Source organism: Bradyrhizobium sp. JR3.5 (assembly GCF_054057015.1).
Genome location: NZ_JBSRYV010000002.1, coordinates 3,508,020 through 3,534,623, shown reverse-complemented (window position 1 = coordinate 3,534,623; position 26,604 = coordinate 3,508,020). Strand labels below are relative to the sequence as shown.

Sequence of the window (26,604 nt, the reverse complement as noted above, 5' to 3'; positions counted from 1 at the left end):
GAGATGTCCGACAACCGCAACACGATCATCGCCGTCATTCTGTCGGGCCTCGTCCTGATCGCCTGGCAATATTTCTATAACGTGCCGCAGATGGAGAAGCAGCGCGAGGCGCAGCGCCAGGCCGAGCTGTTGAAGCCGGCACCGCAGGCGACCCCTGGTGCTGCTCCCGGCGCCGCTCCCGGAAGCTCCGCGACGCCGTCACCGACGGCCGCCGTGCCCGCTGCCGACGCTCCGGTGGCGAGCCGCGAGACGGTGCTCGCGGCCGGCCCGCGCATCAAGATCGAGAGCCCGCGCGTCATCGGCAGCATCGCGCTGAAGGGCGCCCGGATCGACGATCTGGCGCTGGTCCAGTTCCGCGAGACGGTCGACCCCACATCTCCGGCCGTCGTGCTGCTGTCGCCGTCGGGCACCGCCGAGCCTTATTATGCCGAGTTCCTGTGGCTGACCGCCAACGGCTCGTCGGTGAAGACACCGAACGCCGAAACCGTCTGGCAGCAGGAGGGTTCGAACAGCCTGTCGCCAAGCACCCCGGTGACGCTGAAATACGACAACGGCCAGGGCCTGACCTTCCGCCGCACCATCTCGATCGACGATCGCTACCTCTTCAGCATCAAGGATGAGGTCAACAATCTCGGCAGCGCGCCGGTGACGCTGTATCCGTTCGGCCTGATCTCGCGCGGCGGCAAGCCGCCGGTCTCCGGCTACGCGATCCTGCACGAAGGCCCGATCGGCTATCTCGGCGAACAGGGCCTGCAGGAATACACCTACAAGAACCTCGACGAGGCCAAGACCCCGACCGGCGGAAATTCACGCGGCATCGTGTTCTCGAAGGTCACCGACGGCTGGCTCGGCATCACCGACAAATACTGGGCCACCGCGCTGCTGCCGGAAACCAATGCGACGCTGGACACCGCCCGCTTCACTACCGGCGACAAGCGCTATCAGGCCGACTACATGCTCGGCGCGCAGACCATTCCGATCGGCGGCACTGGCGTTGCCAATGCGCGGCTGTTCGCCGGCGCGAAGGAGGCCGCCACGGTCGGCCTCAACTTCCCGCTGGTCGGCTTCGGCGGCTACAACAAGCAGCTCGGCCTCAACCATTTCGATCTTCTGATCGACTGGGGCCATTTCTACTTCATCACCAAGCCGATGTTCCTGGCACTCGACTGGTTCTATCGCCTGGTCGGTAATTTCGGCATCGCGATCCTGCTGGTGACCGTGATCGTGAAGCTGTTGTTCTTCCCGCTCGCCAACAAGTCCTACGCCTCGATGGCGAAGATGAAGTCGGTGCAGCCGCAGCTGCAGGCGCTGAAGGAGCGCTATCCTGACGACCGCGTGAAGCAGCAGCAGGAGATGATGGAGATCTACAAGAAGGAGAAGATCAACCCGATCGCCGGTTGTCTTCCCGTCGCCTTGCAGATCCCGGTGTTCTTCTCGCTCTACAAGGTGCTGTTCATCACCATCGAAATGCGGCACGCGCCGTTCTTCGGCTGGATCAAGGACCTGTCGGCGCCCGATCCGACCAATCTGTTCACGCTGTTCGGGCTGATTCCGTTCGATCCGATCGCGCTGCTCGGACCGCACATCGGGGCCTATCTGGTGATGGGCATCTGGCCGATCATCATGGGCATCACGATGTGGGTGCAGATGAAGCTCAACCCGGCGCCGCCGGATCCGACCCAGAAGATGATCTTCGACTGGATGCCGCTGATCTTCACCTTCATGCTGGCCGGCTTCCCGGCGGGCCTCGTGATCTACTGGGCCTGGAACAACACGCTCTCCGTGCTGCAGCAGAGCTTCATCATGCGCAAGAATGGCGTCAAGGTGGAGTTATTCGACAATCTGAAGTCGACCTTCGCCAAGAAGCCGACATAGCTTCCTGCGCCCGATCTATCACTGCGTCATGCCCGGCCGAGTGCCGGGCATCGACGTATTGGAGGGCAGCAAAACATTGACGGGGATGGCCGGGTCGTCTTACGCCAACGCTGCGCCCGGGGCTTTCGCCCGGCCACGATGAAATGGGATCCTTCGCATGACCGCCGAACCTGATGCGGAGCTGATCGAGCAGGGGCGAAAGCTGTTCGCCGGCGACTGGCGCTTCATCTGGGCTTCGCCCTCGATCGAGACGCTGCCGCCGATGGCCGGCCTCGAGGTCGCCTTTGCCGGCCGCTCCAATGTCGGCAAGTCGAGCCTGATCAACGCGCTGACCGGCCGCAATGCGCTAGCTCGCACCTCGCATACGCCGGGCCGCACCCAGGAACTGATCTTCTTCGAGGGCCCGGAAAACGCGGACATTCGTCTCGTCGACATGCCCGGTTACGGCTACGCCTCGGCACCGAAGACCAAGGTGGCGTCATGGACGGCGCTGATCCACAAATTCCTACTCGGGCGCGCGACGCTGGCGCGGGTCTATGTGTTGATCGACGCCCGCCACGGCATCAAGGACGTCGATCTCGACGTGCTGAAGACGCTGGACAAGTCCGCGGTCAGCTACCAGGTCGTGCTGACCAAGGCCGACCAGGTCAAGGCCGGTGAACTCAAGACCGTCACCGCCGAAACCATCGCGACGCTGGCAAAACATCCCGCCGCGTTCCCCGAAGTGCTGGTGACCTCGTCGCGCACCGGCGACGGCATGCCGGAGCTGCGTGCCGCCATGGTGCGCCTGATCGAGGAGCGGCGCCGATGAACGGCGCATCCCGCCTCCTGATCGGCCTTGCCGCCATCATGGGCGCCTGCGGCGTGATATTGGCGGCGGCCGCGGCCCATCTGCCGGACGCATCGCGGCTGGCGGCAGCGTCCTCGATGCTGCTGTTCCATGCGACCGCCGCCATCGTGACCATTGCGGTCGCGGAGCGCGCGATCATCCATGCAAGGCTCGGCATCGTGGCGGCGGCAGGCTTCGTCATCGCAGCGTCATTGTTCGCGGGCGATCTGGTGCTGCGCCAATATGGTGGCCATGGCGTGTTTCCGATGGCGGCGCCGACCGGCGGAACGCTGCTGATCCTAAGCTGGCTGGTGCTGGCGGTTTCGGCCATGTGGCCGAAGCGTTGATCCGTCGCCCGGAATACCTCTCCCGCTTTGCGCCTTGCCCGGCAATCAGATAGAACCGCGCCCGTCCCTCCGCTGACGTGAGACCAGCCCCATGACCGACCAGCACATCAGCCCGCTCGATCAGGCCCGCATCCTGTCCGAGGCGCTGCCGCACATGCATGGAATATGACGAGGAAACCATCGTCATTAAATATGGCGGCCATGCCATGGGCGCCGAGGACACCGCCAAGGCATTTGCGCGCGACATCGTGCTGCTCGAGCAGACCGCGATCAATCCGGTGGTCGTGCATGGCGGCGGCCCGCAGATCGCGACCATGCTGAAGCGCCTCGGTATCCAGTCGGAGTTCGCCGCCGGCCTGCGCATCACCGACGCCGCGACCATCGAGATCGTCGAGATGGTGCTGGCGGGCTCGGTCAACAAACAGATCGTCGGCTACATCAACGAGGCCGGCGGCAAGGCCGTGGGCCTGTCCGGCAAGGACGGCAACATGGTGAAGGCGTCGAAGACGACGCGCACCATGGTCGATCCCGATTCCAACATCGAGAAGGCGGTCGATCTCGGCTTCGTCGGCGATCCCGAGAAGGTCGACCTCACGCTGCTCAATCAGCTGATCGGCTATGAGCTGATCCCGGTGCTGGCACCGCTGGCGACCTCGCAGGACGGCCAGACCCTGAACATCAACGCCGACACCTTCGCCGGCGCGATCGCCGGCGCGCTGAAGGCCAAGCGCCTGCTGCTGCTGACCGACGTGCCCGGCGTGCTCGACAAGTCCAAGAAGCTGATTCCGGACCTGTCGATCAAGGAAGCCCGCAAGCTGATCGCCGACGGCACGATTTCCGGCGGCATGATCCCGAAGGTCGAGACCTGCATCTACGCGCTCGAACAGGGCGTGCAGGGCGTCGTCATCATCGACGGCAAGACGCAGCACGCCGTGCTGCTCGAACTCTTCACCAACCAGGGCACCGGCACGCTGATCCATAAGTAATGGCAGACGAGGTCGTCATCGCGGGACGCGCGGCGAGGATACCTCGCCGGTCGCCGCCGGCGCGGCTCGCGATGTCGCTGCCGGCCGCGCTGGTGTCGTTCCTGTTCTCGTCGGCGCCGGCGCATGCCGATCTCAAGCTCTGCAACCGCATGAGCTATGTAATCGAGGCCGCGATCGGCATCGACGACAAGGCCGCAACGGCGACCCGCGGCTGGTTCCGGATCGATCCCGCGACCTGCCGCGTCGTGGTGCAGGGCGCGCTGACCGCGGACCGCGTGCTGCTCAATGCCCGCGCGCTCGGCGTCTACGGTGCGTCGCCGATCCCGCAGAACGGCACGGATACGCTCTGCGTCGCGCAGGACAATTTCGTGATCGCGGCCGCGCGCCAATGCCGCTCCGGCCAGACACCGGCGCAGTTCACCCAGATCACGCCGACGCAGACCGATGACGGCAACCTCGTTGCCTATCTCGCCGAAGACAGCGAGTATGACGACGAGCAGGCGCGGCTCGCCGGCATCCAGCGCCTCTTGGTGATCGCGGGCTACGACGCGGCGCCGATCGACGGCGTCGACGGGCCGAAGACCCAGAGCGCGCTGTCGGCATTCCTTAGGAGCCGCGGGCTCGGCAGCGACATCGTGCAGTCGCCGAACTTCTTCGCCACCATGGTCGATGCCGTGCAGAAGCCCTCGCCGTCGGGGCTGACCTGGTGCAACGACACGCCGCACAAGGTGATGGCCGCGGTTGCGACCGATGACGGCAAGATGGTGACCAGCCGCGGCTGGTATCGGATCGACCCCGGCAAATGCCTGCATCCCGACGTGTCGGGCACGCCTAAGCAGATCTATTCCTTCGCCGAAGCCGTCGACGGCGACAACCGCGCCATCCGCATCAAGGACAAGCCGCTGAACTGGGGCGGCGCGGTCCAGCTCTGCACCCGCGAAAGCAAGTTCGAGGTCAACGAGCAGGGCGACTGCGCCACCCGCGGCCTCACCGCGCTCGGCTTCACCACCGTCGACATGACCAGCGGCGGCAAGACGCTGCGCTTTGCGATGCCGTGATGAAGACAGTGGCGCCACATGGATCACCGTCGTCCTGGCGAAAGCCAGGACCCATTACCACAGGCAATCATTTGGCGAAGACTGGTAGTGACCGACCGTTGCGCGGTATTGGCACCGCGCTTCATTTGATGGATCACGCGGTATGGGTCCTGGCTTTCGCCAGGACGACGACGGAAAGATAACATGAAAACTCCCCGCAGCTTCGGCCATGTCGAGACCTGGGTGTTCGACCTCGACAACACGCTGTACCCGCATCACGTCAATCTGTGGCAGCAGGTCGATGCGCGGATCGGCGAGTTCGTCGGCAACTGGCTGAAGATCTCGCCCGAGGAAGCGCGGCGGCTGCAGAAGGACTATTACCTGCGCTACGGCACCACCATGCGCGGCATGATGACCGAGCACGGCGTGCAGGCGGACGACTATCTCGCCTATGTGCACAAGATCGACCACTCGCCGCTGCAGCCGAATCCGGCGATGGGCGCTGCGATCGCCAAGCTGCCGGGGCGCAAGCTGATCCTGACCAACGGCTCGGTCGATCATGTCGATGCGGTATTGGGCCGGCTTGGCATCGGCCATCATTTCGATGGCGTGTTCGACATCATCGCCGCCGATCTCGAGCCGAAACCGGCGCCGCAGACCTATCAGAAGTTCCTGAGACTCCACGACGTCGATCCGGCGAAGGCTGCGATGTTCGAGGACCTCGCGCGCAATTTGGTGGTGCCGCATGAGCTCGGCATGACCACCGTGCTGGTGGTGCCCGACGGCAGCCAGGAGGTGGTGCGCGAGACCTGGGAGCTCGAAGGCCGCGACGCCGCTTATCTTGACCATGTCACGGACGATCTCACCGGGTTCTTGCAGCGGCTGAAGCCCTGATCTCTCCCCATGTCGTCCCGGCGAAGGCCAGGACGACGTGGGGTTTGCCTTGACTCCATGGCCCCAAATTCCGAAAAAGCCCTGCAAAATTCCCATCATATCCCCGATACGCCCAAGGATTGTCCCGATGTCGCTGTCCGCCCTCGAAACCACCGTCAACACCGCGTTCGACGCCCGCGAAGGCATCTCGACCTCGACCAAGGGTGAGGTCCGCGAGGCCGTCGATCACGCGCTGGAGCTGCTCGACAAGGGCGAGGCCCGCGTCGCCGAGCGCGAGGCGAGCGGCAAGTGGAAGGTCAATCAGTGGCTGAAGAAGGCGGTGCTGCTCTCGTTCCGCCTCAACGACATGGGCCAGATCGCGGGCGGCCCGGGCAAGGCCTCGTGGTGGGACAAGGTGCCCTCGAAGTTCGAGGGCTGGGGCGAGAACCGCTTCCGCGACGCCGGCTTCCGCGCCGTGCCGGGCGCGATCGTGCGCCGCTCCGCCTTCATCGCCCGCAACGTCGTGCTGATGCCCTCCTTCGTCAATCTCGGCGCCTATGTCGATGAAGCCACCATGATCGACACCTGGTCGACGGTCGGCTCCTGTGCCCAGATCGGCAAGCGCGTGCACATTTCCGGCGGCGTCGGCATCGGCGGCGTGCTCGAGCCGCTGCAGGCCGAGCCCGTGATCGTCGAGGACGACTGCTTCATCGGCGCGCGCAGCGAAGTCGCCGAAGGCGTGATCGTGCGCAAGGGCGCGGTGCTGTCGATGGGCGTGTTCCTGGGCGCCTCGACCAAGATCGTCGACCGCGAGACCGGCGAAATCTTTGTCGGCGAAGTCCCGGAATATGCCGTCGTGGTGCCGGGCACCCTGCCGGCCAAGCCGCTGAAGAACGGCCAGCCGGGACCTGCCACCGCCTGCGCCGTGATCGTCAAGCGCGTCGACGAGCGCACCCGCGCCAAGACCAGCATCAACGAGCTGCTGCGGGACTGAGAAGCGCCCGCAGAAAATAGATGCATCACCGTCACCCTGAGGTGCTCGCGAAAGCGAGCCTCGAAGGGTCGACGGCCCCGCTGGTGGCCGTGCATCCTTCGAGACGCGCTTCGCGCTCCTCAGGATGACGGGACCCAAAGGATCGAACCAAGTATCCATTTAAGACGACAAAACTCCGGGCCGCGAAGAATTGCCGCTGCCCGGAGTTTTTTCATGAACTGGGTCAATTACCTGTTCGGCTTCAAGGGCCGCGTCAACCGGGCCAAATTCTGGCTCGGGGCGCTGATCATCGTCTGCTGGATGATGTTCCTGGCCGCGCTGGTGGTCCTGGCGGGCCTCGGCGGCAAGGGTGCGTCGTTCGGCTTCAGTGTCGACGACATCTTCCGGGCGTTCGACCCGGACAGCTACAAATCGCTGACCTCCGCCGGATTGCCCGCGCTGCTGGTCAAGGCCAGCGGAACGGCACTGTTCGTCTGGGTCTATATCGCGGTCTCGATCAAGCGCCTGCACGACCGCGACAAGAGCGGCTGGTGGATGGTCCCCTACTTCGCCCTGCCCGGCCTCATGAGCCAATTCTCGGACCGGCTTCCCGATGATTCCTATTGGGTGATGGCCGCGGGCGCGATCGTCTTCGTGCTGTATATCTGGGGCTTCATCGAGCTCGCCTTTCTGCCCGGCACCTCTTACCCGAATCGCTACGGTCCCAATCCGCTTGGAAAAACCCATGTGAGCCGAGGCGGCGGCCGCGGCAGCGGGTCGCGCTCCAGGCAGGGCTGGGATCAGCAGAGCGAGCTCGAATGATGCTGCACAAAGCTGGTCCACCCACGGCGTGACGTGTTAAGCGAGGCGCATGAGTGATGCTGTCTCGATTGCCCGCGATCTGGTTCGCTGCCCCTCCGTCACCCCGGCCGACGCCGGCGCGCTTGGCGTTCTTGAAAATTTGCTGAAAAGCGCAGGCTTCGACGTCCACCGCGTGACGTTCTCCGAACCCGGCACCGCCGATATCGACAATCTCTATGCCCGCATCGGCTCTTCGGCGCCGCACATCACCTTTGCCGGCCATACCGACGTGGTGCCGCCCGGCGATGAAGCGGCGTGGACGCTCGGCGCGTTCTCCGGCGAGGTCAAGGACGGCTATCTCTACGGCCGCGGCGCCGTCGACATGAAGGGCGGCATCGCCTGCAGCGTCGCCGCCGTCCTGCAATATCTCAGCGACCATGGCGGCAAGCCGCAAGAAAATGGCAACGGCTCGATCTCCTTCCTGATCACCGGCGACGAGGAAGACGTCTCGATCAACGGCACCGTCAAGCTGTTGAAATGGTGCGCCGAGCGCGGCGAAAAATTCGACCATTGCGTGCTCGGCGAGCCGTCGAATGTCGAGGTGCTCGGCGACATGATCAAGATCGGCCGGCGCGGCTCGCAATCCGGCACCCTGGTCGTCGACGGCGTGCAGGGCCACGTCGCCTATCCGCACCGCGCCTCGAACCCGGTGCCTGATATCTCGCGGTTGATCGTCGCGCTGAGCGACGAGCCGCTCGATCACGGCAGCGCGCAATTCCAGGCCAGCAATCTCGAATTCACCACGGTCGATGTCGGCAACACCGCGGGCAATGTGATCCCCGGCCAGGCGCGGGCGAAGTTCAACATCCGCTACAACGACAACCACACCCAGGAAAGCCTGCGGCAGCTGGTCGACGAGCGGCTGGCGAAAGCCTGCGGCAACCGCATCCGTGCCCACATCGACTGGCAGCCGTCGAATTCAAACGTGTTCGTGACCCAGCCCGGCCCGTTCACCGATCTCGCAGTCGCCGCGATCGAGGAAGTCACAGGCCGCAAGCCGGAGCTGTCCACCTCGGGCGGCACCTCGGATGCGCGCTTCATCTCGAGCTATTGCCCGGTGATCGAGTTCGGCCTGGTCGGCCAGACCATGCACCAGATCGACGAGCGCACGCCGGTGGCCGATCTGGAGAAGCTGACGCGGATCTACCGGGGCGTGTTGGACAGGTATTTTGCGTAATCCAATCGCGTGGCTGGACAAAAATATCGAAAACAACCCCATGCACAGTAGGGATTGGGGTCGCGAGTAGTCCACCTGCACCAGATACAGTCTGTAGCAACCATTAGCGTTTCCGATTGCGTGCGATTGAATTGCCCGATCGCCGTTGAGACTGACGCCGTGCTCGCGGCCATCAAGGCGTGGCCTGGCGAGAGTGGGGATGTGGCGGCATTTGAGCGACGGCCATCCTTGACGGCCGCTGTGCGCGGCGTCCTCGTGACGGCAGGTCGGGACGAAGAAACGGTGCCCCGATCGAACAAAGAAACGCTTCAGCTTGCCGGAGCGACGACTGGCAAGTGAGCTTGCCAAGGGATCGCTCGAGCCACCACGGTGTTGATGAAGATGAGCAGCTTCCTGGCGCAGGCGATCAGGGCACGCTTGTGGCCTTTGCCGGCGGCGATCAATCGTTTGTACAGGGCGATGAGCTGCGGATTCCAGCGAAAGGACGTCGCCAGCGCCGCAGCGTAGAGCGCCTGGCGCAGACGCTTGCGTCCACCGTCGATGTGACGAGCGCCGATGTGTTCGCCGCTGTCGTCGTCATACGGCGCAAGGCCCGCAAGTGCTGCAGCCTGCTCGCGGCTGACCTGGCCGATCTCGGGCATCCGGACCAGGACGGCGACCGCAGTCGGCAGCCCGGCCCCACCGACGCTGTGGATCAGGTCGAGCCGGGCGGCGAGATCGTGTTGCTCGCGGATCGCCGCCACCAGAGCCTTGAACTCAACCCGTTCGCGCTTGGCCAGACGAGCGATGTCGTCTTTCCATAGCTTTTGGATACGCGCGTCGCGACAGCTCTCGAGCCGGTTCTTGAATCGCGCGATATCTTCTCCGATCTGATCAATCAGCGTCAGATGTCCGGCCAAGGGCGGTAATCTGGCGTCGGGTGCCGGGTGGATCTTCTTGACCGCAGCGGTGCAGGCGGCGATCAGCGCGGCATCGATCCGATCGTTCTTGGCGCGCTGCCCGCGGTATTTGGCATAGGCACGCACCTGCGCCGGCTGGAACACCACGACGACAAACCGCTTGCGCCGCAGCTCGACGACGACCGGCTGCTCATAGCCACCACTCGCCTCGATCCCAACCCGCCTGACCTTGTGGCGCCCAAGCCACTCCAACAGCGTCTTGTAACCATCCGCCGTGTTCTCCACCTGCAGCTGGTCCGAGCCGTCGGCGAGCGCCACGTCGAGCTTCCGTTTGCCGATATCGATTCCGGCACAGATTGTGATACGCTTGGCCATCTTCCTCGACCCTCCCTTGTGATGCGAACCTAGAGTTCGTTCAACCATGCGGGTCCCGATGAAGTGCCGATCGCGATCTTGCTACGAACGACAGCCCTCAAGGCTTCGATGGGTATCGATCCGATCGATCAGCGGCCCAGCCCGGGCGGCCACCCGAGCTGGGCCATTCCTCTCGGAACGAGGCCAGTCTAATCCAGCGCGCTAATACAAGGATGGGTAGAGCGCAGTGAAACCCATCATGCGCACCGCGGATTCGAAGTGATGGGTATCGCTTCGCTCCACCCATCCTACGAAATCATCGGCGACCGCCTAGTAATCCACCCGCATCAGATAGAGCCCGTCCGGCGGCGCCACGGGGCCGCAGGCGGCGCGGTTGCGGGCGGCGAGCGCGCCAAAGAGATCGTCTGCGCTCCAGCGGCCCTCGCCGACCCAGACCAGCGAGCCGACCATCGAGCGCACTTGGCTGTGCAGGAACGAACGCGCCGACGTCACGATGTTGATCGCGTCGCCCTGGCGCGTGACGTCGAGCTGATCGAGCGTCTTCTCCGGCGACTTGGCCTGGCACTCGGTGTCGCGAAAGGTGGTGAAATCGTGCTTGCCGAGCAGCCGCTGCGCCGCCTTGTGCATCGCGTCGGCATCGAGCGCACGCGGCACGCGCCAGACGCGACTGATGTCGAGCGCGAGGTTCGCGCGGGTGTTGGTGATGCGATAGAGGTAGTGCCGCTTGATCGCCGAGAACCGCGCCTCGAAATCGTCGGGCACGATATCGGCCGCGAGCACACCGATCGGATTGGGCCGCAGATGCGCGTTCAGCCCGTCGCGAAAGCGGCCAGGCGGAAAATGCTTGGCGATGTCGCAATGCGCGACCTGGCCGCGCGCATGCACGCCGGCATCGGTACGCCCTGCGCCGTGGACGCGCACGTCCTCGCCGCAAATTGCCTTGACCGCCGTCTCCAGCGCGCCCTGCACGGTCGGTGCATTGTCCTGGATCTGCCAGCCGGAAAACGGCGTGCCGTCATATTCGATGGTGAGCTTGTAGCGCGGCATCAGGCGAGCCGCGCCGGCGGCTTCAGCGGCGTGCCGCGCAAAAAGTCCGCCGCCTTCATCGGCGCCTTGCCGGCGCGCTGTAGTTCGAGGATCCGGATTGCGCCATCGCCGCAGGCGATCGCAAGATTGTCGTCGAGCACATCGCCCGGTTCGCCCGAGCCTTTGGCCAGTTCGCAGCGCAGGATTTTCAGCCGCACCGGCTCGCCCTCGCCTAAGAGCTCGCACCAGGCGCCGGGGAACGGCGAAAGCCCGTGAATGTGCCGCAGCACCGCATGCGCCGGCTGCTTCCAGTCGATCCGCGCCTCGGCCTTCTCGATCTTGGCGGCGTAGGTGACGCCGTCCGCGCTCTGCTTCGTCAGCTGCAACCCGCCACGCTGCAGCGCGCCCATCGCGCGCACCATCAAATCGGCGCCGAGCGGCGCCAGCGCGTCCCGTGCAGGTCGGATGCCGTCATACTGTCCGAGATCGGCAGCCGCTCGGCCATCGCGACGTCGCCGGTGTCGAGGCCGACATCCATCTTCATCACCATCACGCCGCTTTCGGCGTCGCCGGCCATGATGGCGCGGTTGATCGGCGCGGCGCCGCGCCAGCGCGGCAGCAGCGAGGCATGCAGGTTGAAGCAGCCGAGCTTCGGCGCATCGAGGATGGCCTGCGGCAGGATCATGCCGTAGGCGACCACGACAGCGGCATCTGCGTCAAACGCGCGAAACTCCTCGAGCGCTTCGTCCGTCTTGAGGGTCTTCGGCGTCAGCACGGGAATGCCGAGGCGGCGCGCCTCCTGCTCGACCGGCGTCGGCTGCAACTGCAAGCCGCGCCGCCCGCCGGGCTTCGGCGCGCGGGTGTACACGGCCACGACCTCGTGGCCATGGGCCACCAGTTCCAGCAGCGTCGGAACCGCGAAATCGGGCGTACCCATGAAGATCAGACGGAGAGGCATCAGACAGGGCTCGATGGCATTTGGAGTGCTCCGTTATGCACGGGCTCAAGCGCGAAGCGCGTCTTCGCATCAGAAGCCCCGGGCATCCACGTCTTTCGTATCAGCGAAGCAAGACGTGGATGGCCGGGTCAAGCCCGGCCATGACGCGTCTGAGGAGCCGGCAACGCCTACTCCGCCGCGCGCTTGGCGGCCTTCTCGAATTTCTTGAAAACGCGGTCGCGCTTCAGCTTCGACAGATAGTCCACGAACAGCACGCCGTTGAGGTGGTCGATCTCGTGCTGGATGCAGGTGGCATAGAGCCCATCCGCATCCTCCTCGTGCAGCTTGCCGTCGAGGTCGGTGAAGCGCAGGCGGACCCGCGCCGGGCGCTCGACCTCCTCGTAATATTCGGGGATCGACAGGCAGCCCTCTTCGTAGACCGACAGCTCTTCCGAATGCGAGATGATCTCCGGGTTGATGAACACCCGCGGCTGCGGCGTGGTCTCGCCATTCTCGTCGCGCTTGGCGAGGTCCATGGTGATCAGCCGCAGCGGTTGCGCGACCTGGATCGCCGCCAGCCCAATGCCCGGCGCGTCATACATGGTCTCGAGCATGTCGTCGGCGAGCTTGCGGATCTCCGGCGTCACCTTCTCGATCGGTTTCGACACCAGACGCAACTGCTTGTCCGGCAGGATGATGATTTCTCGTAATGCCATGGCGGCGATTTAAGCTGCTGACTTCATGGGGTCAATGCGCTCAGGAACCGGTTAAGACAGCCTTAACCACGTTTCTTCACGCAACGTTAACCAGGAAATTTAAGGGAGTGTTTACCATAAATGTTCCCTTTTCGTTCGATGGCGACGCCGAATCGGCTACAACTGATGGCATGAACGAGATTCTCCTCACGATTGGCGACCTGCCGGTCCGTGTCTCCGACGCGTTGATCGGCCTTGGTGCGCTGGCGCTGATCCTGCTGTTCGCGATCGCGGTGGTGATCGCGCGCGCCAGCCGGCGCGGCGCGGAACTCGCGATGGCCCAGGCCATTCGCGCCGACGAGCTGGAGGAGCGGCTTGCCGACATGCTGCGGGCCCAGAGCGAATCCTCCGGGCGGGTCGACGCCATGGCGCAGACGCTGGCCGGCCGCCAGGCCGAGATGGCCCGCGCCGTCAACGAGCGGCTGGATTCGGTGACCCACCGGGTCGGCCAGTCGATGGAACAATCGACGCGCAACACGATGGATTCGCTGCGCGTGCTGCACGAGCGGCTCGGCATCATCGATCACGCGCACAAGAACCTCAACGAGCTCACCACCCAGGTGACGACGCTGCGCGACGTGCTCGCCAACAAGCAGTCGCGCGGCGCGTTCGGCCAGGCGCGGATGGAGGCGATCGTCCAGGACGGCATGCCGAAGGGCTCGTACGAGTTCCAGTACACGCTGACCACGGGCAAGCGGCCGGACTGCGTCGTGTTCCTGCCCGACCAGCGCCCACTCTGCATCGACGCGAAGTTCCCGCTGGAGGCCATGACCGCGCTGCACGATGCGCGCAGCGACGAGGAACGCAAATTTGCCAGCCAGCGGCTGCGCGCCGACGTGCTCAAGCATGTCAGCGACATCGCGGAGAAATACCTGATCCCGGGCGAGACCCAGGACACCGCGCTGATGTTCGTGCCGTCGGAATCGGTCTATGCCGAAATCCATGACGGCTTCGACGACGTGGTCCAGAAGGCCTATCGCGCCCGCGTCGTGCTGGTGTCGCCCTCGCTCTTGATGCTGGCGATCCAGGTGATGCAGCAGATCCTGAAGGACGCCCGCATCCGCGACGCCGCCGACCAGATCCGCAACGAGGTGATGCATCTCGGCGACGACCTCGGCCGCCTGCGCGACCGCGTGCTCAAGCTGCAAAATCACTTCGGCCAAGTGAACGAGGACGTCAGGCAGATCCTGATCTCCGCCGACAAGATCGAGAAGCGCGCCGGCCGCATCGAGGAACTCGACTTCAGCAAGTCCGAGACCCCGATCGAAGTCCCCCGCTTCGTCAAACCCGCCGCCACCGACCTGTTCCCAGCCCCGCGCAAGCTGCAGGCCGGGGAGTAAGCACTAGCTTCGCGACAAACTCCGTGTCATCGCCCGGCTTGACCGGGCGACCCAGTATCCCAGAGGTGGCAGATGGGGACACGCAGCGTCTACATCCTCGCGAGCCACATTGGCGGCACACTCTACATCGGTGTGACAAATGACCTCATTCGTCGCGTCGGTGAGCACAAGCTGAAGATCGCCGACGGCTTCACGAAACAGTACGACGTCAATCGGCTGGTCTATTTCGAGACTTCGAAGATATCGAGCAGGCAATCCGGCGCGAGAAGCGGCTGAAGAAATGGCCGCGCGCATGGAAAATCTCGCTGATCGAGAAGGATAATCTGGACTGGAACGATCTCTACCCGGAAATTGCCGCAGGTGGCGGATAGGTCTCTGGGATACTGGATCGCCCGGTCAAGCCGGGCGACGACACCCTTTTCGCGGCTCGAATCTGCTACCAACGGCCCATGACAGCACCCGAGGCGACGTCAGACACGATTGCAAAGCCGGTGCCAACCTCCTGGCGCGACAGTTTCGCGGTGTATTTGCAGCCGCGGGTGCTGATCGTGTTGCTGCTCGGCTTCTCCTCCGGCCTGCCGCTGGCACTATCGGGCTCGACGCTGCAGGTTTGGATGAAGGAAGCCGGGGTCGATCTCGGCACCATCGGGCTGCTCGCGCTGATCGGCACGCCCTACACGCTGAAATTCCTCTGGGCACCACTGGTCGACGCGCTGCACGTGCCGCTGTTCACGCAGGTCTTCGGTCGGCGCCGCGGCTGGCTGCTGCTCTCGCAGTTGTTGCTGATCGCGACGATCCTGGTGCTGGCGCTGGCCGATCCCGCACGATCGCCATGGTTCGCGGCCTTCGCCGCGCTGCTGGTCGCGACCGCGTCGTCGACGCAGGACATCGTGGTCGATGCCTTCCGCGTCGAAAGCCTGCCTGAGAGCGAGCAGGCCGCCGGCATGGCATCCTATGTCGCGGCCTATCGCATCGGCATGCTGGTCTCCACCGCAGGCGCGCTGTTCGTCGTCAGCGGTTTCGAAACCGCCGGCGTCGCGCGACCGTCGGCGTGGATGTGGGGCTATGTGGTGATGGCCGCGCTGGTCATGATCGGCATCGTCACCGCACTTGCTGCGACCGAGCCGGCGCAATCGAAAGGCGCAGAGGCGGCCACGCATGCGCAGACCGCAGCCGAACGCGTCTTGCACGCGGCGCTCGGCGCCTTCTCCGAATTCCTCAGCCGCAAGGACGCACTCGCGGCGCTCGCCTTCGTGGTGCTGTTCAAGTTCACCGACGCCTTCTCGGGCACCATGACCGCACCGTTCGTGATCGACATCGGCTTTTCCAAGGTCGATTACGCGGCGATCGTGAAGGGCGTCGGCCTTGCGGCGACCTTGATCGGCGGCTTTGCCGGCGGCTTCGTGGCGCGGCGCTATTCGCTCGCGACCAGCCTCTGGATCGGCGGCGTGCTGCAGGCGGTCGCCAACCTTTCGTTCTCCTGGCTCGCGCATGTCGGCGTCGATCAATGGGCGCTTGCGCTTGCGATCACGGCGGAGAATTTCACCAGCGCCATCGGCACCGTGATCTTCGTCGCCTACCTCTCGGCCCTGTGCCGCAATCCGCTGCACACCGCGACCCAGTACGCGCTGCTCACGGCGCTCGCGGCGGTCGGCCGCACCTATCTGTCGTCGGGCGCTGGCTATGTCGCCAAGGCCGTCGGCTGGCAAATGTTCTTCGTGATCTGCGTGCTGGTCGCGATCCCGAGCCTGATCCTGCTCGCCTGGCTGCAGCGGCGCGGGCATTTCGATGAGCTGGGGCCGGTGAAGGTTTAGTCCTCCACTGTCGTCACCCGCGAAGGCGGTGACCCAGTATTCCAGAGACGCCCGTTGCTTCGATGGAAAGGCCGCGGCGTACTGGATCGCCCGGTCCCGTCTACGCCAAGGCTTCGACGAGGCCGCGATCATTGGCGCGCCGAAGCTTCAGCGAAGGCGGCAAGCCGGGCGATGACAGCTTACTTCGCCACCACGCTCCACTTGGTGACGATGGCTTCGCTCATCTCGCCGGCGTCCTTGGCGCAGGCGATCTCGTCGACCTTCACCGAGATGGCCTTGCCGGAGAGGCTCTTGAGCTGCGCGGCCTGGGCGTCGTTGGTCGGAATCAGCTGAAAAGTTTCCGGCCCGGTTTCGAGGTTGCAGAGACCGTTCGGCGGCGGCAGGCGGCGCGGCTCGCTGGTGATCTGGTAGGTCGCGACGCGCTTGCCGCGATTCTTGGTGTCGCGCACCTTCATGACGCCGAGTTCCCCCGACAGCACGTCGCCGGCCCGGATCATCTTGCCGGGCTTCTGCGGCGCGTCGCTCTGCTGCGCGATCGCACAGGGCGCGGCGAAGGTGACCGCCAGAAGCGCAACGCCCAAGCGTACGCCGAATCGGTGTGTCGTCATTTGCAGTGGTTCCGTACTTGATTCGTCAGAGCGTGGATGACCGTCCCCGAAACTTCATCCACCCTATCGTTTTGTTTCAGTGCGATCTTTTCGACTTATGAAGGATCGACCGGCAAACGCCGTTGCGTCCGGCTTTCGAGCGCGCGCTAGAACAGCGTCCGCTGCCGCATCGCAGCCGATAGCGTACCTTCGTCGAGGTAATCAAGCTCTCCGCCGACCGGCACGCCATGCGCCAGACGCGTCACCCGCACATTGGCCTCCGACAAGAGGTCGGTAATGTAATGCGCGGTGGTCTGGCCATCGACGGTCGCATTGAGCGCCAGAATGATCTCGCTGACCTCGGGCGCATGCGCGCGCGCCACCAGCTGATCGATGGTGAGATCCTGCGGGCCGACACCGTCGAGCGGCGACAGCGTTGCGCCGAGCACGTGATAGCGTCCATTGGTCGCATTGGCGCGTTCCAGCGCCCAGAGATCGGCGACATCGGCGACCACGACGATGATCGAGGGATCGCGGCGCGGATCGGTGCAGACCGTGCAGGGGTTCTGTGTATCGATGTTTCCGCAGGTCTTGCAGACCTGGATCTTGTCGATCGCGACCTGCAGCGCCGCGGTCAGCGGCGTCATCAGGGCCTCGCGCTTCTTGATCAAATGCAGCGCCGCGCGCCGTGCCGAACGGGGCCCGAGCCCGGGTAGCCGCGCCAGCAGCTGGATCAGGCGTTCAATCTCGGGGCCGGCAACGCTTGCAGCCATTTAGGTCGGACCAAATCCCGGCGGCAGGCCGAGCCCACCGGTAAGTGCCATCATCTTCTCCTGCATCGCGGTCTCGGCCTTGCGGCGGGCATCGCCATGTGCGGTGACGAGCAGATCCTCGAGCACCTCGCGCTCCTCCGGCTTCATCAGCGACGGATCGATCTTGATGCCCTTCACTTCCATCTTCGCGGTCATGCGCACGGCGACCAGGCCGCCGCCGGAGATGCCCTCGACCTCGACATTGCCGAGCTCTTCCTGCATCGCCTGCATCTTGGATTGCAGCTGCGCTGCCTGCTTCATCATGCCGAGAAAATCAGCCATGCGTGCGTTCCTATCGTCAGATCAATCGTCGTCGCTGTCGGAAGTTTCAATCGGGTCTTCGCCGGTCGCATCCGCCACCGGAACCTCGGCGGCAAGGCGGCGGACCTCGACCACCTTGGTGCCGGGGAAGCGCGCCAGTACTTCCTGCACGCGCGGATCGGCCTCCGCGGCACGCTGATGCTCGCTGCGCGCCAATTCGTTCTGCGAACGCACCGTGGGTTGGCCGGCCGCGTTGGAGATGATCACGGTCCAGCGCCGCCCGGTCCACAATTCGAGCTTGCGCGACAGATCGGTAACGAGCGCGCGCTGTGCCTTCGGCTCGAGCGCGATCTCGAGCTGGCCATCCTCGATGCGCACCAGCCGCACATCGGCCTCCAGCGCGCTCTTGGTCATGATATCGCGCTTCTCGCCGGCGAGCGCGATCAGCTGCGGAAAGCTGGTGATGCGCAGCGCCGGCGCGGCATCGGCGACTGGGGCCGCCATCTGCGGACGCGCGGCGAGATCGGCGCGCGGCGCGCCCTGCGGTGCCCGCGCCGACGGCATGGCAGACATCGAGGCCGGCGCGCCGCGTGGCGCTGACGATGCGGCGGAGCCCGACGTCGCGGGCGCCGCGCCGCCGCCATTCTGCTCGATCATCATCCGGATCGCCTCATCCGGCGTCGGCAGGTCGGCGACATAAGCGATCCGCACCAGCACCATCTCGGCGGCAGCGGCAGGCCGCGTCGCGGTCTGCACCTCGGCGATACCCTTGAGCAGCATCTGCCACATCCGCGACAGCACCCGCGTCGACAGTTTTGCGGCGAATTCACGCGCGCGCACCCGCTCGGTCTCGCCGAACGCGACGTTGTCCGCGGTTCCCGGCACGAACTTCACGCGGGTGACGAAATTGACGAACTCGGCAAGATCGGACAGCACCACCACCGGATCGGCGCCGACATCATATTGCGCGCGGAATTCGGCGAAGGCGCCGGTGAGATCGCCGCGCGCCAGCGAATCGAACAGATCGATGACCCGGGTGCGGTCGGCGAGGCCGAGCATCTGCCTGACCGCGTCGGCCTTCACGAGGCCTGCGGCATGCGCGATCGCCTGGTCGAACAGCGACAGCGAATCGCGCACCGAACCTTCGGCGGCGCGCGCGATGATGCCGAGCGCCTCGGGCTCGACCTCGACGCCTTCCTTGGCCGCGATGTTGCCGAGATGCTTCATCAGCACGTCGGCCTCGACCCGGCGCAGGTCGAAGCGCTGGCAGCGCGACAGCACCGTGATCGGAACCTTGCGAATTTCGGTGGTGGCGAACACGAACTTGGCGTGCTCCGGCGGCTCCTCCAGCGTCTTCAGGAAGGCGTTGAAGGCCGCCGTCGACAGCATGTGGACTTCGTCGATGATGTAGACCTTGTAGCGCGCGCTGGCCGGCGCATAGCGCACGCTGTCGTTGATCTGGCGGACATCGTCGACGCCGGTGTGCGAGGCCGCGTCCATCTCCAGCACGTCCATGTGCCGGCTTTCCATGATCGCCTGGCAGTGCACGCCGAGGTCGGGCATGTGGATGGTCGGCCCCTTCACCGAGCCGTCCGGCTTCGCGTAGTTCAAGGCACGGGCGAGGATGCGCGCGGTGGTGGTCTTGCCGACCCCGCGGACGCCGGTCAGGATCCAGGCCTGCGGAATCCGCCCGGTCTCGAACGCGTTCGAGACGGTGCGTACCATGGCCTCCTGGCCGATCAGATCCTCGAAACTGGAGGGGCGGTATTTGCGGGCGAGAACGCGGTACGGCTTGGCCGTATCAGGCGCGCCGCCCAAATCAAAACCGCCATCAAGGCTTGCTTTGCCTGCGCCGTCGGACGGTTGGGAGGGGTCGCCAGCGTCATTCATGCATCGATCCGCAACTTGGGAATTGTCTCGTCAACCGGCGTGCGGATAAGAGCCGAAATCAAGCGCCGGGCGCGGAGACCGCCGTTCCAGCGCGATTCGCCCGGAAAAACAGGTAGGAGACTGACGAGCGACCCGATCCGGACCTCGTTAGGGCTGCTTCCTTCCGGACCTGACCCGGTTGGCGAGTGGCTCGTCCACCGCCAATCTCCCGGTCCCTATTTGGGGCCAAAACCGCCGGAAAGCAAGCGGCCTGACCGGGCTTTGTGGGGCTTGTCTGGGAACACGGAAAGGCATTACTTGCGCCTCATGCCCGCCTCCAACTGGTCGCTGCATTCGCAGCTCAAGAAAGACACCATCGACATCGGCGACCTGCCGCTGTGCAAGGTGCTCGTCATCAAGGATGCGCACTATCCCTGGCTGCTGCTGGTGCCGCGGCGCGACGGCGCGGTCGAGATCATCGACCTCGACGAGGTCGAGCAGGCGCAGCTGATGACGGAGATCACCCGCGTCTCGCGGGCCCTGAAAGAGGTCACCAAGTGCGACAAGCTGAATGTCGCAGCCCTCGGCAACCTCGTCCCGCAGCTCCACGTCCACGTCATCGCGCGCCGCACCAGCGACGCTGCATGGCCGCGTCCCGTTTGGGGCGTGATGCCGCCGCTGGCGCATGACCCCGAGGAAGTGCAGAATTTCATCAACGCGCTTCGCCGCAAGATCTGGTTGGGTTGATTTTCGATGTCTGCATCCGATTCATTTCCGCTTGGCCAGCCGGCCTTCGTCACCCATGTGCTGGACCGCGCCGCGCATCTGCGCAGCAATGACGAGAAGCTGTTCGCGCTGGAGGGCCATCGCGAGGCCAGAGCCTATGTGATCTATCGCGACTCGCTGGTCGTGAAGCAGGAGGAAGGCGGCGCCCGCGCCCTGCTCTCGCTGGAGGAGGCCCGCGCCTTTGGCGCCAATCCCGGCACGATCTTCCTGGGGCTACGCGATGCCGCGCCGATCTTCGGCATGGGGATCGCGCCGCAGGCGGCCGAGAAGCTGGTCGGCCGCGCCGACGTCGCGATCACCGAATTGCGCGGCATGGCGATGCAGGGCGTGGTGCCGCCCGAGCAACTGTCGGCCATCGCGATGGCGAAATCGATGGTGACCTGGCATCAGCGCCACGGCTTCTGTCCGAACTGCGGCACCCGCACGGCGATGAAGGACGGCGGCTGGAAGCGCGAATGCCCGAGCTGCAAGGCCGAGCACTTTCCGCGCACCGATCCGGTCGTGATCATGCTGGTCACGTCCGGCGACAAGGTGCTGCTCGGCCGGCAGAAGCAGTTCATGCCCGGGATGTATTCCTGCCTCGCCGGCTTCGTCGAGGCCGCCGAAACCATCGAGGACGCGGTCAGGCGCGAGATTTTCGAGGAGTCCGGCATCCGCTGCACCGACGTCAATTATTACATGACGCAGCCCTGGCCCTATCCGTCATCGCTGATGATCGGCTGCACCGCGCGCGCGACCAACGAGGACATCGTGGTCGACCGCACCGAGCTCGAGGACGCGCGCTGGTTCGACCACGCGGAGGCGACGCTGATGCTCAAGCGCCAGCATCCCGACGGCCTGGCCGGGCCGCATCCGTTCGCGATTGCCCATCATTTGCTCGGCCGCTGGGTGCACCACCGAAATCCGTTGGACCAATAGCGGGAACCGGACATCGTTCTGCCGATTAGACCTGCACACAGCTTGTGGCAGTTGACGGAACCATTGCGACGGACCCCTGCATGAATTTTCAGAACGACGCCACGAAAGTCCCGCCCCGCATCCTCTGCATCGGCCTGCCGGTGCGCGACCTGACCTTCCGCGTCAACGTACCGGCCCGCGGCTCCAAGGAGAACGCGACCCATTTCGACGAGATCTGCGGCGGCAACGCGCTGAACGCCGCCATCGGCATCGTCCGGCTGGGCGGCCGCGCCTCGATCTGCGGGCCGATGGGTGATTCGCGGGAGACCTCGAGCCGCTACATCTTCGACAAGCTGGCCCAGGAAGGCATCGAAACCAACCATCTCATCCACATGCCGGACCTGGTCACCCCGATCTCGGCGATCATGATCGACGACACCGGTGAGCGCACCATCGTCACCTTCCGCGATCCCGAGCTCTGGAAGGTCAAGCTGCCGCCGACCGAGCTGCTGCTGGAGGATTGCGCGGCGATCCTGACCGAGAGCCGCTGCGCGCCGTTCTGCACCGAGCTCTGCGCCGAGGCGGTCAAGCGCGGCATTCCCGTGGTGGTCGACGTCGACCGCGCGATGTCGATGCGGGAAGGGCTGCTCACCGCCTCATCCCATCTGGTGTTTTCCAGCGAGCCGCTGCAGCAGACCGCCGACGTCACCGACGACGGCCAGGCACTGCAAAAGCTCGCCAAGCTCACGCCTTCCTTCCTGGCCGGCACGCGCGGCCCTCAGGGCACGATCTGGCTCAATGAGAAGGGCGGGCTCGAGGAGACGCCGGCCTTCCCGGTCCATACCGTCGACACGCTCGGCGCCGGCGACGTCTTCCACGGGGCGTTTGCCCTCGCCATCACCGAGAAGCAGGAGCTGCGACAGGCACTCCGCTTTGCCTCGGCTGCCGCAGCGCTGAAATGCACCCGCTTCGGGGGCGCTTATGCCGCACCGCAACGTGCTGAAGTTGAAGCGTTTTTGGGCGAACACGCCGACGCCCGGCCGGCCTGACCGGCCACGGCCCGCTTGATTTGGAAGATTTTTCTCTATATGAGGGAGTTTGAACCTTCATGTGGAACTTTCTTCTATGACCGATGCCGCCATTCAGCTTCATGACAACAGCCGCCGCCTCGACGCCATCGATCGTAAGATCCTGACCGTGTTGCAGGAGGACGCCTCGCTCTCCGTCGCCGAAATCGGCGACCGGGTCGGGCTGTCGTCGACGCCGTGCTGGAAGCGCATCCAGCGGCTGGAGGCCGACGGCGTCATCCTGCGCCGCGTGGCGCTGGTCGATCAGAACAAGATCGGGCTCGGGATTTCGGTGTTCGTCTCGGTCGAGAGCGCCGACCATTCGGAAGCCTGGCTGCGCAAATTCGCCGACGCCGTCAGCGCCATGCCCGAAGTGATGGAGTTCTACCGGATGGCCGGCGACGTCGACTACATGCTGCGCGTCGTGGTCGCGGACATGCAGGCCTATGACGTGTTCTACAAGAAGCTGATCTCGGCCGTGCCGCTGAAGAACGTCACCTCGCGCTTCGCGATGGAGAAGATCAAGTCGGTGACGGCGCTGCCGGTGCCGGCGGCGTAAGCGCCGCTCCCTAGATGTCATCGCCCGGTTTGGCCGGGCGACCCAGTATTCCAGAGCGCGGCGTACTGGATCACCCGCTTTCGCGGGTGACGACAACCGCCTTGCGGAAGGCCCCGCCTCAGATCTTCTGATTGTACGCGCCGACCTCGGGATGCGTGCGCAGCACCGAATCCATCGCCTCGAACATGTCGCGCATGCGCTGCTCGCTGACCGGGCTTTCCACCACGACCACGAGCTCCGGCTTGTTGGAGGATGCGCGCACCAGGCCCCCAGCTGCCGTCAGCGACCGTGACGCGCACGCCGTTGACGGTGACGAGATCGCGGATGTTCTGGCCTGCGACCTGCGCGCCGTTCTGCTGCAGCGTCTCGAAGTGCTTCACGACCGCGTCGACCACGCCGTACTTCGCCTCGTCGGCGCAATGCGGCGACATGGTCGGCGACGACCAGGTCTTCGGCAGCGCGTCCTTCAGGTCGGCCATCGACTTGCCGGGCGCGCGGTCGAGCATCTCGCAGATCGCGATCGCCGACACCAGGCCGTCGTCATAGCCACGGCCGAACGGCTTGTTGAAGAAGAAGTGGCCGGACTTCTCGAAGCCGGCGAGCGCGCCGAGCTCATTGGTGCGGCGCTTCATGTAGGAATGCCCGGTCTTCCAGTAGACCGTCTTCGCGCCGTGCTTCTGCAAGACGGGATCGGTCACGAAGAGCCCGGTCGACTTCACGTCGACGACGAACTGCGCGTTGGCGTTGATCGCCGACATGTCGCGCGCCAGCATGACGCCGACCTTGTCGGCAAAGATCTCCTCGCCGGTGTTGTCGACCACGCCGCAGCGGTCGCCGTCGCCGTCGAAGCCGAGACCGACATCGGCCTTGTGCGCCAGCACCGCGTCGCGGATCGCGTGCAGCATCTCCATGTCTTCGGGATTCGGATTGTATTTCGGGAAGGTGTGATCGAGCTCGGTGTCGAGCGGGATCACCTCGCAGCCGATCGCCTCCAGCACCTGCGGCGCGAACGCGCCCGCGGTGCCGTTGCCGCAGGCCGCCACCACCTTCAGCCTGCGCTTCAGCTTCGGCCGGTTGGTGAGGTCGGCGATGTAGCGCGCCGGATAATTCTCGTGAAACTGATAGGAGCCGCCGGCCTTGTTGTCGAACGCGGCGTTGAGCACGATCTCCTTCAGCCGCGTCATCTCGTCGGGGCCGAAGGTGAGCGGACGGTTGGCGCCCATCTTCACGCCGGTCCAGCCATTGTCGTTGTGCGAAGCGGTGACCATCGCGACGCAGGGTACGTCGAGATCGAACTGCGCGAAATAGGCCATCGGCGTCACCGCGAGCCCGATGTCATGCACCTTGCAGCCGGCCGCCATTAGGCCCGAGATCAGCGCGTATTTGATCGAGGCGGAATAGCCGCGGAAATCGTGGCCGGTGACAATCTCCTGCTTGACGCCGAGCTCCGCGATCAGCGCGCCGAGCCCCATGCCCAGCGCCTGCACGCCCATCAAATTGATCTCCTTGTTGAACAGCCAGCGCGCGTCGTATTCGCGAAACCCGGTCGGCTTCACCATCGGCTCGGATTCGAAGGCATAGGTGTTCGGGACCAGCGCGGATTTCGGCTTGGGAAACATCAGGAATAGCCTCGTGGGAATGCGGAGGAACAATGCCGCTGGCTTTAGCGAATGCATCACCGCAGCGGAAGGCAGGATTGACGGCTTGTGGCTAATAATTACGGCAGATTTGGCGTCGGCGAAATACTGTCGTCATCCACCCATCCTTGCCCGGCGGCGCAATATGCACGCTGTTGCGCCCTACGAGCTGCTTGACCGCTAATCGCTCCGACCCAGCATGGTTTCTGCAGGGTGGCGCCAGGCATCGACAGGCATTGCCCTGCGGTTGCTATTTCAGCCGCTCCCGGCGCTCGGCAATCTGCGCGTCGAACAATTGACACGTCGGGCAACTCCCCGATATATTTTCATCGTCGCAACAATTGAGCCCGCACCGGAAAATCCGCTGCGGGCTTTTTCAATCGGACAGGCCGCTGTCGGCCAACACACTGCCGAGCACGCCGAAATTGGCCACCGCAGCGAGCCGAACTGGCTGATAGCCAGGGCCGCCCCCCGCCGACAGGCGGGCGCCCGGCGAAGACGATGGGCAAGCCGAATCGGAAGCGACACTTCCGCGCCATCGCCCAAGCCATCCTTCAAACACTTGCCTTCAAACACTTAAAGCCAACCCAGCCCTCTCCGCGAGGTGCGGTCACGCACGGGCTCACCCGAAGCTGTCCGCAATATCTGTAGGTGATGATCAATGCCCGATTACTCTCTGGTGCCGGTGGACCATCAGCCGGATTTCGATGACTACTCGCTCGTTCCCGTTGACCACGATCCGTTCGCCGCGGATGGCTCTGCTCAACTGGCGCAGATTCAACAGCCGCAGACACCGACTCAACCAGCGCAGCCACAGCCGCAAACCCCGCCGCAACAGCCCGCGACAGGAGCCGGTCAGCCCGGCGTCAATGGGCCGGCGACTGGCAACAGCCCCAGCGGATCGGGTGGCATCGTCGGCATCAAGCGTTTCGGCGGCGACGAAGGTGGTGACAATCCGAGCCGCAATGCGGGGATCGGTTTCGAGAGCGCGGAACGCGCATGGGACACTGCCCGCAAGGAAATGATAGACCTTGGTACCCAACATTACCCGGAAGAGACCAAGAGTGGGGGCTTTATCCCGGAGTTGGGCGTGGAAATTCATAAGCGTGGCGGACTATATTACTACGATCAAATAGTGCGCGGGTTCCAAGACGGAGCGCTAGCCGGTGGTGTGGGGCTTGGCGACAACGGTGCGATCGCACGTGGGCACATGCACTGGAAAGATCAGTTCGAAAGTGATGGAGATCTAAGAAATGCGGAGGCTTATTCTCAGAAAACTCCAGGTTACCAAGCGTGGGTTGGATCTCGGTATGGGAGCAGATTGTATTGGCATAACGGCAAGCCGACGGGGGCGAGGATGCCTGATTGGAATCGCTACAAATATTGAGGCACCTCGATGAAAATGTTCGCGCTCGCTGGAGCCTTATGCCTTCTGCTCTCCGGTTCAACGGTATGCAAAGCAAACTCTGTCCCCTGGTGTAAGCCGGATGTCGTGACTTTGACTTTCAAAAATCAACAAGGCGGGAATCTTGCGAAGATCGAACTTCGCACCATCAACGCAGTTTGCGACCGAAACCCGGAAGAAAAAGGATTTGGGGTAGGCCTGGAACGGTCGATGCGCATTGAACACAATGGGCAATGGACCGATGTGCCGAAAGAGTGTCTATCCGTTTTTGCTTTTGGCGTAGATGAGGTGTCGCTATCAGGTGACGATCGCGGTCTAGGCATAGCTATTATTGGGAAACCGACGGAGAGAGACGAGGGTTTAAAAGTCTCGATATTCAAACACGGTGACGAAGTCTTTTGCTCTCAGGTCGTGCGCTGCCCGAATCTCGACGATCCGCCCGACTATATTAGAGAGTGCAGTCGGGATTTGCGGTGAGCATGCCGGGAGATCGACTCGACACCCTGCGAAAGCGCTTCAGGTCCGATGTTGTCCGCGAACGTCTGGCGCAAATGCCGCGCCGTCGCGAAGATCGACTCGATGCCCTCTCATTCCCAAAATGTGAACAAGCAGCGCTCTGA

Annotated in this window: 23 protein-coding genes, 1 other RNA gene and 4 pseudogenes; 18 read left to right on the top strand and 10 right to left on the bottom strand. The window is 64.3% G+C overall.

The annotated features are described in order from the left end of the window. Positions 1–3 precede the first annotated feature (3 nt). The 9 genes and pseudogenes from yidC to dapE all read left to right on the top strand — a co-directional run bounded on the left by yidC (position 4) and on the right by dapE (position 8,958). A complete protein-coding gene (gene yidC, locus ACVWW1_RS33755) occupies positions 4–1,875 on the top strand; it encodes a membrane protein insertase YidC (protein ID WP_176534091.1) in 1,872 nt (623 codons plus the stop codon). 157 nt (positions 1,876–2,032) lie between these two features. Next, positions 2,033–2,686 carry a ribosome biogenesis GTP-binding protein YihA/YsxC gene (gene yihA / locus ACVWW1_RS33750; RefSeq protein ID WP_173639330.1) on the top strand — a complete coding sequence of 218 codons (654 nt, stop codon included), beginning with the start codon at positions 2,033–2,035 and terminating at the stop codon, positions 2,684–2,686. After that, positions 2,683–3,051: a DUF423 domain-containing protein gene (locus ACVWW1_RS33745; RefSeq protein WP_456658864.1), complete on the top strand. Its 369-nt coding sequence runs from the start codon at positions 2,683–2,685 to the stop codon at positions 3,049–3,051. Before yihA ends, ACVWW1_RS33745 begins: the two co-directional genes overlap by 4 nt. Before the next feature lie 91 nt (positions 3,052–3,142). Continuing rightward, a pseudogene (gene argB / locus ACVWW1_RS33740) lies at positions 3,143–4,037 on the top strand (acetylglutamate kinase). A 71-nt stretch (positions 4,038–4,108) separates the two neighbouring features. Beyond that, complete coding sequence (locus tag ACVWW1_RS33735; protein ID WP_456660737.1) at positions 4,109–5,095, top strand: DUF1036 domain-containing protein; 987 nt, start codon at positions 4,109–4,111, stop codon at positions 5,093–5,095. 183 nt (positions 5,096–5,278) lie between these two features. Next, on the top strand, positions 5,279–5,968 hold the full coding sequence (locus ACVWW1_RS33730; RefSeq protein WP_456658863.1) for a pyrimidine 5'-nucleotidase: 690 nt from the start codon (positions 5,279–5,281) through the stop codon (positions 5,966–5,968). Between the two features lie 127 nt (positions 5,969–6,095). Then, positions 6,096–6,941 carry a 2,3,4,5-tetrahydropyridine-2,6-dicarboxylate N-succinyltransferase gene (gene dapD / locus ACVWW1_RS33725; protein ID WP_021079579.1) on the top strand — a complete coding sequence of 282 codons (846 nt, stop codon included), beginning with the start codon at positions 6,096–6,098 and terminating at the stop codon, positions 6,939–6,941. Between the two features lie 213 nt (positions 6,942–7,154). After that, on the top strand, positions 7,155–7,742 hold the full coding sequence (locus ACVWW1_RS33720) for a DUF805 domain-containing protein (protein WP_456658862.1): 588 nt from the start codon (positions 7,155–7,157) through the stop codon (positions 7,740–7,742). 49 nt (positions 7,743–7,791) lie between these two features. Then, positions 7,792–8,958, top strand: coding sequence for a succinyl-diaminopimelate desuccinylase (dapE, locus tag ACVWW1_RS33715; RefSeq protein ID WP_456658861.1), 1,167 nt, complete (start codon positions 7,792–7,794; stop codon positions 8,956–8,958). A gap of 308 nt (positions 8,959–9,266) precedes the next feature. Here the strand turns inward: dapE and ACVWW1_RS33710 are convergent, their stop codons facing one another. The 4 genes and pseudogenes from ACVWW1_RS33710 to def all read right to left on the bottom strand — a co-directional run bounded on the left by ACVWW1_RS33710 (position 9,267) and on the right by def (position 12,911). Further along, positions 9,267–10,232, bottom strand: a complete 966-nt coding sequence (locus ACVWW1_RS33710; protein WP_456658860.1) for an IS110 family RNA-guided transposase — start codon at positions 10,230–10,232, stop codon at positions 9,267–9,269. 309 nt (positions 10,233–10,541) lie between these two features. Next, positions 10,542–11,279, bottom strand: coding sequence for a tRNA pseudouridine(38-40) synthase TruA (truA, locus tag ACVWW1_RS33705; protein ID WP_176534097.1), 738 nt, complete (start codon positions 11,277–11,279; stop codon positions 10,542–10,544). Beyond that, positions 11,279–12,216 (bottom strand): annotated as a pseudogene (gene fmt, locus ACVWW1_RS33700) (methionyl-tRNA formyltransferase). Before fmt ends, truA begins: the two are co-directional and overlap by 1 nt. Positions 12,217–12,383: 167 nt before the next feature. Then, positions 12,384–12,911, bottom strand: a complete 528-nt coding sequence (gene def / locus ACVWW1_RS33695) for a peptide deformylase (RefSeq protein WP_342708391.1) — start codon at positions 12,909–12,911, stop codon at positions 12,384–12,386. A gap of 170 nt (positions 12,912–13,081) precedes the next feature. Here def and ACVWW1_RS33690 point away from each other — a divergent pair, with 170 nt between their 5' ends. The 3 genes and pseudogenes from ACVWW1_RS33690 (at position 13,082) to ACVWW1_RS33680 (ending at position 16,104) form a co-directional block, all read left to right on the top strand. Then, positions 13,082–14,290 (top strand): DNA recombination protein RmuC, encoded by a 1,209-nt coding sequence (locus ACVWW1_RS33690; protein WP_456658859.1) that lies wholly within the window; start codon positions 13,082–13,084, stop codon positions 14,288–14,290. 72 nt (positions 14,291–14,362) lie between these two features. Next, positions 14,363–14,661 (top strand): annotated as a pseudogene (locus tag ACVWW1_RS33685) (GIY-YIG nuclease family protein). Positions 14,662–14,739: 78 nt separating this feature from the next. Further along, positions 14,740–16,104: an AmpG family muropeptide MFS transporter gene (locus tag ACVWW1_RS33680; RefSeq protein WP_456658858.1), complete on the top strand. Its 1,365-nt coding sequence runs from the start codon at positions 14,740–14,742 to the stop codon at positions 16,102–16,104. A gap of 179 nt (positions 16,105–16,283) precedes the next feature. Here ACVWW1_RS33680 and ACVWW1_RS33675 read toward each other — a convergent pair whose 3' ends face one another. The 5 genes from ACVWW1_RS33675 to ffs all read right to left on the bottom strand — a co-directional run bounded on the left by ACVWW1_RS33675 (position 16,284) and on the right by ffs (position 19,863). Continuing rightward, complete coding sequence (locus tag ACVWW1_RS33675; RefSeq protein ID WP_176534102.1) at positions 16,284–16,712, bottom strand: hypothetical protein; 429 nt, start codon at positions 16,710–16,712, stop codon at positions 16,284–16,286. A gap of 146 nt (positions 16,713–16,858) precedes the next feature. After that, positions 16,859–17,464 carry a recombination mediator RecR gene (gene recR, locus ACVWW1_RS33670; RefSeq protein WP_028335942.1) on the bottom strand — a complete coding sequence of 202 codons (606 nt, stop codon included), beginning with the start codon at positions 17,462–17,464 and terminating at the stop codon, positions 16,859–16,861. Continuing rightward, entirely contained in the window at positions 17,465–17,785 is a 321-nt protein-coding gene (locus ACVWW1_RS33665; protein WP_092122614.1) for a YbaB/EbfC family nucleoid-associated protein, read from the bottom strand. It lies immediately after the preceding gene. A gap of 21 nt (positions 17,786–17,806) precedes the next feature. After that, complete coding sequence (locus ACVWW1_RS33660) at positions 17,807–19,654, bottom strand: DNA polymerase III subunit gamma/tau (protein ID WP_456658857.1); 1,848 nt, start codon at positions 19,652–19,654, stop codon at positions 17,807–17,809. A 112-nt stretch (positions 19,655–19,766) separates the two neighbouring features. After that, positions 19,767–19,863: signal recognition particle sRNA small type (ffs, locus tag ACVWW1_RS33655), an RNA gene on the bottom strand. Positions 19,864–19,960: 97 nt separating this feature from the next. On the opposite strand from ffs, the gene ACVWW1_RS33650 reads away from it, so the two are divergent. From ACVWW1_RS33650 to ACVWW1_RS33635, 4 genes are all read left to right on the top strand, one after another. Beyond that, positions 19,961–20,380, top strand: coding sequence for an HIT domain-containing protein (locus tag ACVWW1_RS33650; protein WP_456660736.1), 420 nt, complete (start codon positions 19,961–19,963; stop codon positions 20,378–20,380). Positions 20,381–20,386: 6 nt separating this feature from the next. Beyond that, complete coding sequence (nudC, locus tag ACVWW1_RS33645) at positions 20,387–21,337, top strand: NAD(+) diphosphatase (RefSeq protein WP_456658856.1); 951 nt, start codon at positions 20,387–20,389, stop codon at positions 21,335–21,337. Between the two features lie 80 nt (positions 21,338–21,417). Further along, positions 21,418–22,365: a sugar kinase gene (locus ACVWW1_RS33640; protein ID WP_176534106.1), complete on the top strand. Its 948-nt coding sequence runs from the start codon at positions 21,418–21,420 to the stop codon at positions 22,363–22,365. A gap of 76 nt (positions 22,366–22,441) precedes the next feature. Further along, positions 22,442–22,942 (top strand): Lrp/AsnC family transcriptional regulator, encoded by a 501-nt coding sequence (locus tag ACVWW1_RS33635; RefSeq protein WP_456658855.1) that lies wholly within the window; start codon positions 22,442–22,444, stop codon positions 22,940–22,942. A 118-nt stretch (positions 22,943–23,060) separates the two neighbouring features. On the opposite strand, the pseudogene ACVWW1_RS33630 reads toward ACVWW1_RS33635, so the two are convergent. Further along, a pseudogene (locus ACVWW1_RS33630) lies at positions 23,061–24,561 on the bottom strand (phosphomannomutase/phosphoglucomutase). A gap of 679 nt (positions 24,562–25,240) precedes the next feature. On the opposite strand from ACVWW1_RS33630, the gene ACVWW1_RS33625 reads away from it, so the two are divergent. Both ACVWW1_RS33625 and ACVWW1_RS33620 read left to right on the top strand, forming a co-directional pair. Beyond that, positions 25,241–25,966: a hypothetical protein gene (locus ACVWW1_RS33625; protein WP_456658854.1), complete on the top strand. Its 726-nt coding sequence runs from the start codon at positions 25,241–25,243 to the stop codon at positions 25,964–25,966. Positions 25,967–25,975: 9 nt separating this feature from the next. Then, positions 25,976–26,461 (top strand): hypothetical protein, encoded by a 486-nt coding sequence (locus tag ACVWW1_RS33620; protein WP_456658853.1) that lies wholly within the window; start codon positions 25,976–25,978, stop codon positions 26,459–26,461. The last annotated feature ends 143 nt before the right edge of the window (positions 26,462–26,604 follow it).